This window comes from Desulfosporosinus metallidurans (genome assembly GCF_001936615.1).
Classification (GTDB): domain Bacteria; phylum Bacillota; class Desulfitobacteriia; order Desulfitobacteriales; family Desulfitobacteriaceae; genus Desulfosporosinus; species Desulfosporosinus metallidurans.
This window is the reverse complement of sequence record NZ_MLBF01000077.1, coordinates 1-14,836: the sequence shown is the minus strand read 5'-3', so window position 1 is coordinate 14,836 and position 14,836 is coordinate 1. Positions and strand designations below refer to the sequence as shown.

Annotated in this window: 17 protein-coding genes; 15 read left to right on the top strand and 2 right to left on the bottom strand. The window is 43.3% G+C overall.

Translation table 11 applies throughout. The features are described 5' to 3' along the window. From DSOL_RS28225 to DSOL_RS28220, 13 genes are all read left to right on the top strand, one after another. On the top strand, positions 1–808 hold an 808-nt coding region (locus DSOL_RS28225), incomplete at its 5' end, for a DUF5780 domain-containing protein (RefSeq protein ID WP_170871604.1). Between the two features lie 94 nt (positions 809–902). Next, complete coding sequence (locus DSOL_RS23905; protein ID WP_075367245.1) at positions 903–2,198, top strand: phage portal protein; 1,296 nt, start codon at positions 903–905, stop codon at positions 2,196–2,198. A gap of 448 nt (positions 2,199–2,646) precedes the next feature. Further along, entirely contained in the window at positions 2,647–3,231 is a 585-nt protein-coding gene (locus DSOL_RS23900; protein WP_075367244.1) for a DUF4355 domain-containing protein, read from the top strand. A 23-nt stretch (positions 3,232–3,254) separates the two neighbouring features. Continuing rightward, positions 3,255–4,235, top strand: a complete 981-nt coding sequence (locus DSOL_RS23895; RefSeq protein ID WP_075367243.1) for a major capsid protein — start codon at positions 3,255–3,257, stop codon at positions 4,233–4,235. Between the two features lie 14 nt (positions 4,236–4,249). Continuing rightward, positions 4,250–4,579 carry a hypothetical protein gene (locus DSOL_RS23890; protein ID WP_075367242.1) on the top strand — a complete coding sequence of 110 codons (330 nt, stop codon included), beginning with the start codon at positions 4,250–4,252 and terminating at the stop codon, positions 4,577–4,579. 3 nt (positions 4,580–4,582) lie between these two features. Next, a complete protein-coding gene (locus tag DSOL_RS23885; protein WP_075367241.1) occupies positions 4,583–4,879 on the top strand; it encodes a phage head-tail connector protein in 297 nt (98 codons plus the stop codon). Between the two features lies 1 nt (position 4,880). After that, positions 4,881–5,153: a hypothetical protein gene (locus DSOL_RS23880; protein ID WP_075367240.1), complete on the top strand. Its 273-nt coding sequence runs from the start codon at positions 4,881–4,883 to the stop codon at positions 5,151–5,153. Beyond that, positions 5,150–6,298, top strand: coding sequence for a hypothetical protein (locus DSOL_RS23875; protein WP_075367239.1), 1,149 nt, complete (start codon positions 5,150–5,152; stop codon positions 6,296–6,298). The genes DSOL_RS23880 and DSOL_RS23875 overlap by 4 nt, the downstream gene beginning before the upstream one ends. 53 nt (positions 6,299–6,351) lie before the next feature. Further along, positions 6,352–6,528, top strand: a complete 177-nt coding sequence (locus tag DSOL_RS30245; RefSeq protein WP_427854453.1) for an SHOCT domain-containing protein — start codon at positions 6,352–6,354, stop codon at positions 6,526–6,528. Positions 6,529–6,612: 84 nt separating this feature from the next. Next, on the top strand, positions 6,613–7,383 hold the full coding sequence (locus tag DSOL_RS23870) for a recombinase family protein (RefSeq protein WP_235838981.1): 771 nt from the start codon (positions 6,613–6,615) through the stop codon (positions 7,381–7,383). Between the two features lie 128 nt (positions 7,384–7,511). After that, on the top strand, positions 7,512–8,309 hold the full coding sequence (locus DSOL_RS23865; RefSeq protein WP_075367238.1) for a ParA family protein: 798 nt from the start codon (positions 7,512–7,514) through the stop codon (positions 8,307–8,309). Continuing rightward, positions 8,299–9,309 (top strand): ParB N-terminal domain-containing protein, encoded by a 1,011-nt coding sequence (locus tag DSOL_RS23860; RefSeq protein WP_075367237.1) that lies wholly within the window; start codon positions 8,299–8,301, stop codon positions 9,307–9,309. Before DSOL_RS23865 ends, DSOL_RS23860 begins: the two co-directional genes overlap by 11 nt. A 1-nt stretch (position 9,310) precedes the next feature. Beyond that, entirely contained in the window at positions 9,311–9,502 is a 192-nt protein-coding gene (locus tag DSOL_RS28220; protein ID WP_083642988.1) for a hypothetical protein, read from the top strand. On the opposite strand, the gene DSOL_RS29285 is transcribed toward DSOL_RS28220, so the two are convergent. Together DSOL_RS29285 and DSOL_RS29280 are read right to left on the bottom strand one after the other, a co-directional pair. Next, positions 9,442–9,930, bottom strand: coding sequence for a hypothetical protein (locus DSOL_RS29285; protein WP_235838980.1), 489 nt, complete (start codon positions 9,928–9,930; stop codon positions 9,442–9,444). The two genes, DSOL_RS28220 and DSOL_RS29285, sit on opposite strands and share 61 nt — an antisense overlap. Before the next feature lie 78 nt (positions 9,931–10,008). Further along, positions 10,009–10,146, bottom strand: a complete 138-nt coding sequence (locus DSOL_RS29280) for a hypothetical protein (protein WP_235838979.1) — start codon at positions 10,144–10,146, stop codon at positions 10,009–10,011. A gap of 118 nt (positions 10,147–10,264) precedes the next feature. Between DSOL_RS29280 and DSOL_RS29275 the strand changes: the two genes are divergently transcribed. Next, the gene (locus tag DSOL_RS29275) at positions 10,265–10,630 is read left to right on the top strand and encodes a TnpV protein (RefSeq protein ID WP_075367235.1); all 366 of its coding nucleotides are present in this window, start codon (positions 10,265–10,267) and stop codon (positions 10,628–10,630) included. A 101-nt stretch (positions 10,631–10,731) separates the two neighbouring features. Beyond that, a partial coding sequence (locus tag DSOL_RS29270) for a DUF3846 domain-containing protein (RefSeq protein WP_345788424.1) occupies positions 10,732–14,836 on the top strand: 4,105 nt, incomplete at its 3' end.

Sequence of the window (14,836 nt, the reverse complement as noted above, 5' to 3'; positions counted from 1 at the left end):
TACCGCTAAAACTAGACTAGAAACAATCAGTAATACCCATTTGGCATCAAGTGATGTGAGTAGTGCTCTAGATAAAATTAATAGCCTTAATAATTCAAGAATTGCTTTCAATAAAGCAGAGGGATTTCTAAAGAACAAAGATCTGGTAAATGCCATTAAAGAATACAAAAATGTCATACCAGATGATCAGAACTATGAAAAAGCAAAAGAGCAGATAACAAATAATGTGAAACAGTATAAGGACCAGGTTCTGAAAAACGCCGAAGATAGCGCAAATGCTAAAGATTATGCTAAATCTATTACGTTACTTAAAGAGGCTGCTTTATTAATACCAAACGATAGTGACTTAGCCGTCAAGTTATCCGGTTATGAAAAACAATTAGGACAAAAATTAGTTGCTGAACAACTGGTTACTGTTGAGAGTGCTAAAATTGTGGTTCAGGATTCAACATACAAATCTCTTTATCCTGATATGATTCAAGTGATTATGAAGAATTCATCTCAGAAAACGATAAAAGCCTTGAAAATTGGTTGTTTGGGATATGACAAGAATGGTTATCCGTTAAAAATAAAAACTCAATATAATTATTCTGGTGGTGACTATGAGTTTGTGGGTAATGCAACAGATGTTAACATTGTTGCAGGAGGTACATTTGGTCAAAATAATGGATTTTCACTTGATGAATCACACGGGATTTCAAAAGCGTTGGCATGTGTAAAAAGTGCTGAGTTTTATGATGGGACAACATGGGATAATCCATATTATGAATATTGGATTGATCAATATAAGGAAAAACCGCTTAATTGAAATATCCCCCTGTGTTAGCTTATAGGTAACGCTTAGCCTGTACCAAAAAGGTATGGGCTTTTTTTATGCCCATTTTTAAAAAGGATGTGACGTCTTGGATATAAACCAAAACTTAATATTAGAATGCCTCAATGAACTCAACAAAAATGCTCTGGCAAAGCAGAAATATAAGGACTACTACGAAGGCAACCATTCAATCCTAAAAAGCTACCAGATGCAGGATAGCCGGAGCAATATGAGACTGGTATTCAACTTTCCAAGGAAGTTCGTGGATAATGAAACAGGATATATTCTTGGAAAGCCAGTCAATTATATTTCCAAGTCAGATGATTCAGCAATTATAGCGGCTATTGATAAAAACACCAGCCATTGGGATAAAGAACATAATATCAATCTGCGGAAGCAATCGGAAATCTACGGTGAAGCTTATGAACTTAACTATGTAAATACTGATGGTGAGTTTTCAGCAACAATACTGACCCCTTTGAATTCCTATGTACTAGAAGATGGATCTGCCGAGAGAAATGTGGTATTGGCATTACATACCTTCACTAAGAAATTCGATGATAAAAAATATCTGGATGTGTATACTGCCAACGAGATCTTACATTATGAATTAGGGAGTAACAGCAATAAATCATCTCTCAACCTGATTGGCAGCCATGAACATATTTTCGGCAGAGTGCCTGTGACTGTATGTTCCGCCAATCATGAAAAGATAAGTGGCTTTCAAGATGTCATTTCCCTCTTTGATGCTTACAACGCTCTGAATTCAGATTTGGTTAATGAAATCGCTGATCACCGCAATGCTTACCTAGTGATTGAAAATGCCAAAATTGAGGAAGAAGATTTACTCAAAATGAAGTCAATGGGAATTATTCAAGTGCCTTCAGGGGGCAAGGTTTCCTGGCTCACGAAGGAGATCAATGACTCGTTTGTGAAGAATGAACTGGATAATATAGAACGAAAAATATATGACATGATGGATGAGGTCAATTTCAATGAGAGCTGGGCCAGTAACACGTCATCTTTAGCACTTCGCAATAAACTCCTTAATCTTGAGAACCGAGTGGCTATGCGAGAAGCTTTTATGGAAAAGGTGATCAAGCAAAGGCTGAAAAATCTGTTTGTATATCTGCTGAAAAAGGAAGGCCAATTCTACGACTACAGGGATGTTGCTGTAAAGTTTACAAGGAATCTGCCGACAGATATGGTAGGACTTGCGGATGTCATTGTAAAAATTAAGGATATATGTTCGCAGGAAACATTGCTCACTCTATTGCCGTTTGTTGAAAATCCTAAAATCGAGATAGATAAGTATAATGAAGAGCACAGCAAAATGGATACAATAAATAATCCTACACCAGTTTCAAATCAAGTAATACTCTAAATGGCATTATAAGCTTGTAGATTTACGAAGTAGGGTAAATATACCACTACTGTTTTTTTATGCTCAAAACAAGCCGTTTATTTGGATTTTGTTTTCAAGCAAATTGCCATGAGCCTGTTGCTGTAAGCAGGTTTGTGGCTTTTTATTTTAAATTTAATTTGCCCGTTTTGAGAGGGGGTTGGAGGTGGAAATTTGGTGGCAAGATTAAGCAAAATTGAGAAGGAGGATCTGGGTTATTGGCTCAATGCAAAGGGAGAAATTGAGTATCACAAAAGATGTGCAAGGTGCAGTCAAGAATGCAAACAATCTTTTCGATGCTTAGAAGTTCTTTGTCCTATGTATCAAAGGAGATAATATTTTGTCCTGGGTATGACGTTAAACTGCTTAAGAAATTAAGCGTTTCTGGTTTGAATGAGTCAGAAGGGCAAATTGAAAGGGGATAAATTATATGACATTCGAGGAAATCAAGAAGTATCTGGAAGAAAACAAAAGCAGTGATGAGGTCAAAGCATATCTTCAGGGGCTAGTAAGCGTTGAAGGGGTGCAGACGTTTCTCACTCAAAATGAGGACGGCAAGAAATGGCTGGACAGTGAACGAGATAAGCATCTAAACAAAGGTCTAGAAACTTGGAAAGCCAACAATCTACAAAAGGAAATTGACAAGAAGATCCATGAATTATTTCCAGAGGAAACAGAGGAGAAGAAGCAGCTCAGGGAACTCAATGCCAAAATAGAAACGATGGAGTTTGAGAAACAGAGGGAAGTTCTTAAGAATAAAGCTCTAACGATTGCTGCCGATAAAAAGCTTCCTATTAATAAGATCGTAGATTTGTTCATTTCAGATAATGAAGAAGCTACTGTTGCAAATATTGGTAGGTTCGAAGAAATCTTTGGGACTTCCGTTCAATCGGCTGTGGAAGAAAGACTAAAGAGTAATGGCTATACTCCACCGAATAATGGCGGTCAGAATAAGCAACCACAAAATCTAAATGAAGCCTTAAAGAACTATTATTCCGAAAAAAATAGAGGTTAAAATTGAAAGGGGATTGATTATTAATGATTACATTAGCACAAGCAAAACTAAACACACAGGATGCCATTCAAGCAGGGGTCATCGATGAATTCCGAAAAAGCTCATTCATTTTGGACAATATGACATTTGATGATGCCGTAAGCCCTGGGACAAATGGAGCCACTCTTACATATGGTTACACAAGATTGATCACACAACCGACTGCGGCATTCAGAGCAATTAACAGCGAATATTCTCCGCAAGAAGTAACCAAGGATCGATATACTGTTGAATTAAAACCTTTTGGTGGTTCATTTCAAATTGACAGAATCGTTGCGAATACAGGAGGACTTGTGGATGAGGTAAACCTACAGGTACAACAGAAGGTAAAGGCAGCGAGGGCATTATTCCATGACACTATTATCAACGGTGATTCGGCAGTGGATGCTAATTCTTTTGACGGTTTGAATAAGGCAATCACGGGTTCAAGCACCGAATTTAATTCTGGAGCCTATATTGACCTTTCTACATCTACAACTGTGGACACAAATTACAAAGCGTTCTTAGATTTGCTTGATGAATTTTTGTCCAACTTAGATGGTGTACCGACGTTCCTTGGAGGGAATTCAAAACTCATAACCAAAATCAAATCAGTGGCTCGAAGAGCAGGATATCTCACCCAAAGTGAAGATGCTTTTGGCAAAAAAGTCAATGCTTATGATGGAATTGTTCTTGTTGATCTTGGTGCGAAAGCCGGAAGTAATGATCCTGTCATTTCCATAATGGATACTAGAAAACCTAACGGTACGGATATAGTCACGGGTTTGACGGATCTTTATGCTGCTAGGTTAGCATTAGATGGTTTCCATGCTGTATCACTAGCCAATCAAGATTTAGTTAAAATTTGGCTACCTGACTTTGCAACCTCTGGAGCAGTCAAGAATGGTGAAGTTGAGATGGTTGCTGCTGTGGCTCTTAAAGCAACGAAGAGTTCTGGAGTCATGAGAAATATCAAAGTGGTTTAAATGGAGGTAGAACAATGGCGAAGATATACAGCAATAATAAGCAATATAACGGTATATCTGCTAGTGTAAACTTTGTGAATGGGGTGGGAGAGAGCAATCTTTCCCACCTTCTTGCTTGGTTTCAGGAAAACGGATACACCATAGTGGAAGATAAAAGAGAGCCTAGCATTTATGATTCAATGGCCTATAAGGAAATGACTGAGTTGGCTAGAGATCGAGGCTTTAATGGTATTGGCCTGAAAAAAGAAGATCTGATCAAAGCCTTAATTCTCTGGGACAAAGAACATAATGCAGAAACAGAAACAGAAACAGAAACAGAAACAGAAACAGAAACGGAGGAATAGATCATGGGACTTATGAAGCTTTTACTGGGAATCCAAACAACAGATACATCTCAGGATACTTTACTAAACCATTTTCTCAGTAAGGCAACGGAAATCATTCTTGGTTACTGTAATATTGATGTACTTCCGGTTGAGCTTGACAATGTGGTTGCCGAATATGCCACCTATCTATACAAAAATAGGGATGCTGAAGGTCTTCTGAAGAAAACTGAGGGTGAAAGAAGCATTGCTTACGAAGGGGCGATTCCCGAAACGATAAAGCTGGCATTGCCTAAACCAAGAATAAGGGTGGTAGGATAATATGTTCAATGATACAAAGGTGCAATTATTAAATGCCACTTTTCAGGAAACAGGACTTATTGATGCTGATGTTCAACCTTATGAGAAATCTCTGCTCTTTGAAGACGGGATTGAAATTGAAATAACCAAACGAGCCTTTTGTGATATTGTGCCAGAGATAGATGACCAATCCTATATGAGATTAAACAACAAGCTCTATAAAATAATGAAGGTTAAACCACGGAGTGACTATCTGGAATCCTGGCTTTACGAATGTGAGCGTGAAGTTACTTGAATAAAATCGATAACTTTTGGGATTTCATGGCGTTTGAAAAAGGGGAAAGCATAACGATCAATGGCGTGTCAAATACAGCCATCATAAGTGATGCTAGTGACAAGCCAAGCTATTATGATGATAAATACATAAGGACAGCTACTGAGTTAAAAACAGGCGATTGCATTAGCTATCAAAATAAAACGTGGTTTGTGATCAGCCAGGAGGATAAAAGCGAGAAATCTTATCGAGCCAAAATGAGGAGAAGCAATTATAAGGTCAAAGCCGTGTTGGAAGAGGTATTGCATGAGTTTGACGCAATTCTGGAAACTGTGAGTGTTTCGATTGATGGAGGTAAATTCTTAGACACTGTTGCAGGTAAAATTACCGTCACACTGCCGACAGATACTTTTTCCGATAAGATAGAGGTCAATATTCGATTCATTAAGCTCGGTTACGTCTGGAAGGTCGTTGGTGTTGATCGTAGTCAAAAGGGGCTAAATATCATTCATGCTGAAAAAGATTTAATCGGTGCAGACGATGATATGGGGAATGAAATTGCCAACAAAAACTTAATCGCTGTTTGGAGTATTAATGTAAGTGACGGAAACCGTAAAGTTAATGTCGGTATGGATTACACCTATACCCCGACAGTTCTGAAAAATGGGTTAGAGTATACAGGAGCAACGCTTATGTGGCAAAGCTCGGATGTGAGTATTGCCACTGTGCTTGACGGTGTTGTTCATGGCGTGGCCGTTGGATTTGTTGCTATATCTGTGTCTATGGCAGTCAACCCTAGTGTTAGGTTGGACTTGAACATTGAAATTGCCGAGAAAATACCTGATGTCATAACCTACAAAATGTATAAGGCAAACCTAGATGGAACGAGTAAGGATTACACTACGTTCACAATTTTACAGGGTTCAACTATGTTGTTCGGTATGGAAAAGTACATAAATGGTGTGTTGGGGGCAAATGACACTTATACATTTACTCTTAATCCTAACGGAGTGCCTTCGGGAAATTACGTTTATACAGTGCTTGATAGCAATTCAGTAAAAATCCAAAATAAGTTGATGAGTACACTGAAATTGATCTTAACAGCAACAAGCGATCAAAGTGGTCAATATATTACTCAGAACATACAATTAAAGGGGTTATATTAAAAAGATTTGCTGGGCTTGCCGAAAGGTGAGCCCTTATTTTTTGATAAAAATTTATGAGTGAAAGGGGAAATGTGTTTTTGGAGAAACAACAAAACGTTGAGTATTTACTAAGTGTTCATTATCTCAAGAAATTGAGAGAACAGGGGTTCATTACATACGAGCAGTATGATGAAATAGATAGATTGAACAGAACATCATTTTTAAGGGGTAATGGGCGTAAAAGCGCCTAAAACCCTCTCTTTTACTTTACTTATTGCCACGGTAATTATATTGTGTGTGTACCCAAGTGCTATATAATAGGAAGGAGATTTATTATGGCGAATACAAATACATCCAAAAAGGTTCAAGTATTACAGCCAGTTCAAAAACAGGTTCTTGAAGGAGAAGAAAATCAGCCGATTAAGAGAAGAGTTTGTGCTTATTGCAGGGTGAGTACAGATTCCGAAGAACAAATGAAAAGCTATAATGCTCAAGTAAGTGAGTATGAAAAAATAATAACTGATAATCAAGATTGGGAGTTCGTTGATGTTTACGCCGATGAAGGAATCAGCGGTACAAATGTTAAACATAGGTTTGCCTTTAATCGGATGATTAGGGACTGCGAAAGCGGTAAAATCGACCTTGTAATAACAAAGTCCATCTCAAGATTTGCTAGGAATACAGTAGACTGCCTAAAGCATGTCAGAGAACTTAAGAATATTGGAGTGGAAGTATTTTTTGAAAAAGAAAATATATACTCATTTGATTCTAAAATGGAATTGGTTTTAACCATGCTTAGTTCGATTGCTCAGGAGGAGAGCCGCAATATTTCCGAAAACACAAAGTGGGGACTTAAAAAACGCTTTAAGGATGGAGCTGCGATTTGCAATACAGATAGGTTATTAGGCTACGACAAAGATAAAGAGGGCAACCTCATAGTAAATGAAGAACAGGCAAAATTGGTTAGGCGAATATATAGGGAATACCTTGATGGCAAAGGGTATGATTCTATTGCCCAAGGAATTGAAGCTGATGGCATAAAGACAGTCGCAGGAAAAACAAAATGGTGGGACTCCACCATTAGAGGTATTCTTGAAAATGCGTGAGTTATAATAGGCATAAATCAGTAGAACCCAGTAAACAAGCGGGTTTCCACCGATTTATGCCTATTTTTTTACGCCTTTTTCAAAGGCAAAAATCAGCAATTTTAAACGATAAGGAGGAAAGGTGAAAAATGTGCAAAATAATTACTGTTGCAAATCAGAAAGGTGGTGTATCCAAAACAACAAGTGTCCGCAATCTTAGCTACACTCTGGCTGAGTTAGGCTATCGAGTTTTGGCGGTCGATTATGATCCCCAATCGAACTTAACGGCTTCTCTTGTATTGGAAGATGAAAATGAAGATGTCCCGAAAATTCATACAACGATAGCAAACTTAATGACAATGGCCATGGATGAGGAAAAACTGCCGCCTAAGAGTGAGTATGTTTACCGGCGTGGGAAGTTTGACTTTATCCCCAACGATATCCATCTGTCGGTTGTCGAATCCAATCTGCGGCTGGAAATGGGAAGCGAAAAATTACTTTTCAACATCCTTGAGCCTTTGTGTGGAGACTATGACTATATTCTCATTGATACAAATCCCTCCCTTGGCCCGCTGACAATCAACGCTCTTTCAGCAGCCGACAGCGTTCTCATTACAATCAACCCTGAGTTTTACGCCACTATAGGACTTCAAGACTTAACCAAAACCATTCTTAAAATCAAACGCAGGATTAACCCTAAAATTGAATTTGAGGGTATTCTCTTTACCATGTGCGACATGCAGACCAATCTGCATAAGGAAGTCAGTGCGGAGGTAAAAGAAGCATACCGTGGAGGCATGAGAGTTTTCAAAACATCCATTCCCCGCTCCATCAGGGTAGGTGAAGCTAATCGCTGCGGTATGAGCATCATGGAATACGACCCAAAATCCAAAGCCGGCCTTGCATACATGGAATTTGCAAAGGAGTTGAGTGGATATGCCGGATAGACCCGCACCGAAACGGATTAAATCAATGGACGAGCTGCTTATGGCAGTGGAACCGGGAAGCCAAGCAACCAATATAAAAGGCGGTGTGGTCCATTTGAAGTTTTCTCAGGTGGACCCATACCCCAAGCATCCTTTTCGCCTGTACAGCGGTGAGCGTTTGGATGATATGGTTGCAAGCATCAGCAATTACGGTATCCTGACCCCAATGATTGCCCGCACCAAGGATAACGGAAGATATGAAATGCTTGCGGGACACAACCGTATGAACGCCGGTAGGCTGGCAGGACTTGACGAAGGCGACTTTGTCATCAAGGAAAACCTGTCGGACGAGGAAGCGTGGATGTATGTCATTGAAACCAATGTCATGCAGCGCTCATTTGCCGACATGCTGTCGTCTGAAAAGGCGGCGGTACTTGCTTTGCGGCACTCAAAAATGTTCTCTCAGGGCAAGCGCAATGATATTATTGCAGAGCTTAAAATGCTTGAAAACCCGCAGTATATCAAGGAAAACGGAACTTCTGCCCTAATAGGGCAGAAGTTAACGAGCCGGGAAAAAGTCGCGGATGAATATGGATTATCCAAAAATACGGTGGCTCGGCTTTTAAGGGTGGACAAACTGACTGCACCCCTAAAGAAACGTGTGGATAGTGAGGAATTCGGCATCTACCCTGCCGTTGCCCTCTCCTACATTGCCGAAGCGGAGCAGCAGGATATTGAAAAGGTGCTTTCAAAAAATGAATTCAAGGTGGATATGAAGAAGGCGGAAATGCTCAGAAGCTACTCTGAAAGCAGCAAACTGAACGAGAAAACCGCCTATCAGATCCTTTCGGGCGAAGTCAATAAAAAGCCGAAGTCAACCACACCGCCTCCTGTCAAAATCAAGCACAAGGTCTATTCCAAGTATTTTCCCGCAGACACAAAGGCCAGTGAGATCGAAAGAATCGTTGACGAGGCCCTGGAATGGTATTTTTCCAGCAAGGTCAAAGAGGAGACGGCTTAAAATGACAAGAAATGTCTTGATCTGTGCGAAGTGTGGAGGCAATGACTTTGAGGTATCCTACGGCACCGACTGCTCCCACGACAAAAAAGGAAATGAGAATTGGGAGCTGGCGCTGGTCTGCAACCGCTGCGGCTACTTGACAACCGTAGCTCGCACCAAGGGATATATAGTGGAAATCGAGCCTGTCAACTGAGAGGAGGTGAAATTTTGAAAAAGGATGAAAGACTGAGGACGGTCTATGAAACCATCGCGCCCCACATTACCCGAACCGAGGGCGCATGGCGGGATTATCTCGGTTTTGCGGCACGGTTTTATAAATACAGCTTTGACAACGCCCTGCTGGTGTACGCGCAAAATCCAAACGTCACCATGCTTGCCACCACACCGATATGGAACAAATTCGGCAGATACATCGATAAAGGCGCGACAGGACTGGCGGTCTGCGAGTATGACAATGCCAGGCTGACCATCAAGCACCTGTTCGATATCTCTCAGACGAACGGCCGGGAGATCATTCCGACAAACTGGCAGCTTGATGATAAGATAAAAACAGAGCTGACCAGCCGCCTTTCCTATGCTCACAATCTTACATCCTTCGGTTTTACCGAGTGCCTGAAGCAATTAGCGGAAGAAGCGGTTGCCGAGCGCCTGGACGATTATCTGCAAGATTTCGACTTTGACATTGAAGGCCACCTGTTTTCACAGTTGCCCCAGGACGGACTGCTCAGTCAAATCCAGGAGATTGTCAAAGACAGCGTAACCTATTTTATTGGCAAGCGATGCAGCCTTGCGGGCGATGAAATCCATACCGGCGACGGGATGATGACCATTGCCCATTTCGATAGCATTCCGTTAATCGCAAGGCTCGGACACACCGTAACCGACATCTCCAAAGGCATACTTCTGGAAATGGAACGGACAATCAGAATCATTGAACAGGAAAGGAGGATGACACATGAGCAAAATCGAGATGAACTATACCGAGAAGGACGGAGTGCTGCTCCCGAACCTTCAAATCTCCAACAACAGCGAGGACGACAGCCAGCCCCTGGGCAAGTACGGCAGAATGGCGATGGAATACCTGCACGAAAACCATCCACAGCGGTTTATGATTTTGAAAATGGATGGCACGCTGATGGAGAAAATGCACAGAGTCCACAAGGAAGCGGTGGAGAAAATCGAGTACATCACTGGGCAGATGCTGGAGGCCGAACCGATGCCGGAAACGGAGGACATCATGGAGAAGACCCGCCACCTGAACAGTCTGCGGTCGGCAGCGGAGGAAATCGTGCTGAACGAGATCGTATTCAAGGTGAGGTAAGCCCGCCGCCCCCAAATAATCAAAATGCAGAGCCGCCCGAAAGCGAACAGGAGTCGCCGACGGACAGCTCTTTTTTTGTGCCAGGAACACAGGTTGAGGCGATGAGGCAGGCCGGACCAAAAGCTTCCTATATAAATGTAGAATACACGGATGAACAGGTACGGGAATATTACGAAGGCATTTTAAAAAGCACCGATCTCTACCCCATTGAAATGTATGAAAAAATTCAGGAGCTTTTCGCAACCGACATGCTTCTTGAAGACAAGGCGGTCGCCCTGTCCAAAATTTACGAGGACTATGGCAACGCGGAATATCAGGCGGATGTGCTGTTGAAAACCACTCACCGCGGCGTGAACGGGATGTCGTTTTTTTTCGGGGACGACTATACACACATACCCTGGCATACCATTGCCCACATCATTGAAATTCTTATTGACGAAGGCGAATATCCGGCGCCTATCCAGGAGGAAAGCCTTGCGGACAAAATCGGAGATTTCAACATCCCCGATGAGATCGATGAAATGCTCATTGCAGACGAGAATACTTCTCCCATCGCCCATGAAAAGGATGAACCAAGCGAAAAAGAATTGTATGCCTGTGTGGACAGCTATCTTTGCAATACGCAAGTCGTGTATAAAGGCTGGCATCGTGAAATAGCGGCGGAGCTTGCCAATGACAATGAAATAGATGAATATCTGATGGCAAACTATTTTCGGGACCTGGATGAACGCGAAACGCGGATTGACGATCACGTTGTCACCTGTGCTGTGGAGGATAACGGCGTTGAATTCCTGATTGACCACTATGTCGTCGGGTTGTCCTGGACGGAGCTTGCTAAAAGGATAAAGACTCTAATCAAAACTGGCGATTTCCCCGTGCCGCAAACCTTAGAAAAGACAGAGGACGAACCGCAGCCATTGATCAATGTCCTGGTGGTGGAGCCGGAGAAAAAGCCCTACCTCACCGTCATTCCAAATGGGTACAAAGCTTTTCAGGAAAAAGTTGGCGGCTTGATTACCACCCTTGAAATCGGGGACGGCATAGATGCCGTCTGCGCCGATGATGCTAACTTTGAAACCACGCCCATCAACCGTATGATAGACGGCCAGCCCATCTTCGGCACCTTTGTTGTGGCAAGGGTGAACTACAATACAGGTAAATATGAATCTCTGCAAGAGTCCGACATTCAAAAGTACATGACAGAATTCGCCACCCCCCTCATGGACATTAGCAGACTGGTTGCGGAGTATGAGGAAATGGAAGCGGCGCAGGAAGACGCCGGGCAGGATATTGAAGCGACGGGCTTTTATCCCCCGCAGCCCGCGAAAAAGCAGCCAGGTTATGAGGAAGACCCTAGTATCCGCGGCAGTACTGACTTTACACAAATTGAGGATATACCCAGGTTTGACGAAATAGACATCTTTGTACCGAAGCCTGTAGCCAATCAGCAAATAAACCTGTTCGATATGGAAGCTACCCCGAAGGACAGAGAAGCGGAATTGATTGAATATGTGCTGCTGGAGGGTAGCTTAATCGCCGGAGGTAAACAGCGAATATATGACTTTGCCATGACCCAACCCACCGGCTCTGCCTTTGAAAAAATGTTAAAGAACGAATACGGCATTGGCGGACATACCGTCGGCAAGCAGGGAATCGGCTTTGAAAACCATGACAGCAAGGGGGTCGTGTTTGACTGGACCGATGATAAAGGAGAAAAGCACGAAACCAAAATCACATGGATTCGGGCAGCTATTGGCATTCAAAGGCTCACAGATCAGGGACGGTATATCGGAAACCCCGCACCCGCTCGTACATTTGAGACTGTACCCCCGGCAGAAACCGAGCCAGTTGCAGAGCTTATTCCAAAACCCCGTCCTGTCAAAATCAATTTCCGCTATTCCGAGGACTATGCCCTCTATCCAAACGGTGTGAAAACCAAGTACAAAAATAATGTGGAAGCCATCAAGCTGCTAAACAAAATCGAAAGCGAAAAACGGCTTGCCACAACCGATGAACAGATTGTCCTGGCCCGGTATGTGGGCTGGGGCGGTCTTGCCAATGCCTTTTCCGATACGGCCAGCGGCTGGGAGAAGGAATACCACGAATTGAAGCACCTGCTGGATGAGAAGGAATACGCAGATGCCTTGAATTCCGTTATCACCGCCTACTACACAGAACCGGAGCTAATCAGGCATATCTACAATGCCTTTGAAAACTTTGGATTTACAGGCGGCGAGGGCAGGAAAATACTTGACCCCGCGATGGGAACGGGAAACTTTTTTTCCGTAATTCCTGAAGTCTATACGGATACGCCTCTATATGGCGTGGAATTGGACAGCATCACAGGCAGGATCGCAAGGCAACTTTATCAAACGGCAAATATCCAGGTACAGGGCTTTGAAACCACCCGTTTTGAGGACAACTCCTTTGACATTGCCATCGGGAACATCCCCTTTAACAACATCAAGCTCTATGATAAGCGATATGATAACGAGGATTTCCTGATCCATGATTATTTTATTGCCAAATCCCTTGACCTTGTAAAGCCCGGCGGCATCATTGCCTTTATCACGAGTAAAGGTACGATGGATAAAAAAGATACCAGTGTCCGTGAATACATTGCCCGCAGAGCCGACCTGATCGGCGCCATCCGGCTACCGAACACAGCGTTTAAGGCCCTGGCAGGGACGGAGGTTACGGCGGACATCCTGTTCTTTCAAAAGCTGGAGTCTCAGCGTACAGTAGATAAATATTTCCTGCCCGATTGGGTGTTCGTCAATTCCAGAAAGCCCGATTACATGAATATGAACCAGTATTTCATCGACCATACGGAGATGGTATTGGGTGAAATGCAGTTTAGCAGAACTATGTATGGGCGTGAGGATGGTACGGCCTGTATTGCTCCCGAAGGCCAGGACCTTTATGCGGAGCTTGACAGAGCCATCGGAAATTTGCACGCCGCCTTTACCGCCGAAGCAGACCCGTCCTTTGAGGAAATAGAGGAAGCCGGGGAAGAAAACACGGGCGAGCTGGACGCTCCCGAAGGGACAAAAAACTATACCTATGTGGTGCAGGATGATAAGATTTACTACTGCGAGCGTACTAAGCTGATACCGCAGGACTACACCGGCAAACGCGCCGAGCGCATTAAGGGCCTGTGTGAGATCAGAAAGGCGCTGCTGGAAGTCATCCGAATTCAGACCCATGATTACGCGCCTGACGAATTGCAGCAGGCGCAGAAAACCTTGAACGGGGTGTACGACCGCTTTGTAAGACAGTGCGGCGCCATCAATGACAAGGCCAACATCGCCGTATTCTCCGATGACGACCAGTTCCCTCTGCTCCGTTCCGTTGAGGATCAGAGCAAGGATAAAAAAGCATGGAACAAGGCCCCCATTTTCCATAAGGCCACCATCAAGTCCTATCGCCGTCCCACCCATGCCGAAACAGCCAAGGAAGCTCTTGAAATATCGTTGAACCAAAAAATGAAGGTTGATTTGCCGTATATGGAAAAGTTGACGGGCAAATCGGCAGATGAACTTATCAATGAGCTTGGGGATCGCATCTATCTCAATCCGCAGAAATACTACGGCAATTATTATGAAGGCTGGGAACTGAACGAGGAATACCTGAGCGGACAGGTGCGGGATAAGCTGCTCTATGCCAAACAGAAGGCCGAAGAATATCCCGAACTGTTGGAGAGAAACGTGCAGGCACTTGAAGCGGTGCAGCCCAAATGGCTGGAACCCTCCGACATCGACTTCCGCATCGGAAGTCCTTGGATACCCCTTGAATATTTCCAGCATTTTATGCACGAAACCTTTGGCACTACGGATTATCTGAGGGATTCAATTACGGTTGACTACATGGAATACACCACCACCTGGCGCGTCAACGGAAAGACAAGGGAGCCCACCTCCGTCAAGGTCAACAACACCTACGGCACAAAGCGGGTCAATGCTTATCAGATTTTCGAGGATTGCCTCAATCTCCAATCCACCACGGTGCGCGATCCGGCCCCCTATGTGGACAAAAACGGCAAGGACCAGGTGCGGTACGTGGTCAATGCCAATGAGACCATGATTGCACGGGCAAAGCAGACTCAAATCAAGGAAGCCTTTGCCTCATGGCTGTTTAAGGATAAGGACAGAGCTGATATCCTGCTTAAACTATACAATGAGAAATTCAATACCATTCGCCCCCGTG

What these genes read in the sequence shown, in the direction of transcription:
- DSOL_RS23860 (WP_075367237.1), top strand. Translation starts at nt 8,299, where the DNA reads ATGCCGGATAGACCCGCACCGAAACGGATTAAATCAATGGACGAGCTG.
- DSOL_RS28220 (WP_083642988.1), top strand. Translation starts at nt 9,311, where the DNA reads ATGACAAGAAATGTCTTGATCTGTGCGAAGTGTGGAGGCAATGACTTT.
- DSOL_RS29275 (WP_075367235.1), top strand. Translation starts at nt 10,265, where the DNA reads ATGAGCAAAATCGAGATGAACTATACCGAGAAGGACGGAGTGCTGCTC.
- DSOL_RS23870 (WP_235838981.1), top strand. Translation starts at nt 6,613, where the DNA reads ATGGCGAATACAAATACATCCAAAAAGGTTCAAGTATTACAGCCAGTT.
- DSOL_RS30245 (WP_427854453.1), top strand. Translation starts at nt 6,352, where the DNA reads ATGAGTGAAAGGGGAAATGTGTTTTTGGAGAAACAACAAAACGTTGAG.
- DSOL_RS23900 (WP_075367244.1), top strand. Translation starts at nt 2,647, where the DNA reads ATGACATTCGAGGAAATCAAGAAGTATCTGGAAGAAAACAAAAGCAGT.
- DSOL_RS23865 (WP_075367238.1), top strand. Translation starts at nt 7,512, where the DNA reads ATGTGCAAAATAATTACTGTTGCAAATCAGAAAGGTGGTGTATCCAAA.
- DSOL_RS23895 (WP_075367243.1), top strand. Translation starts at nt 3,255, where the DNA reads ATGATTACATTAGCACAAGCAAAACTAAACACACAGGATGCCATTCAA.
- DSOL_RS29280 (WP_235838979.1), bottom strand. Translation starts at nt 10,146, where the DNA reads ATGGGCAATGGTCATCATCCCGTCGCCGGTATGGATTTCATCGCCCGC.
- DSOL_RS23885 (WP_075367241.1), top strand. Translation starts at nt 4,583, where the DNA reads ATGGGACTTATGAAGCTTTTACTGGGAATCCAAACAACAGATACATCT.
- DSOL_RS23880 (WP_075367240.1), top strand. Translation starts at nt 4,881, where the DNA reads ATGTTCAATGATACAAAGGTGCAATTATTAAATGCCACTTTTCAGGAA.
- DSOL_RS23890 (WP_075367242.1), top strand. Translation starts at nt 4,250, where the DNA reads ATGGCGAAGATATACAGCAATAATAAGCAATATAACGGTATATCTGCT.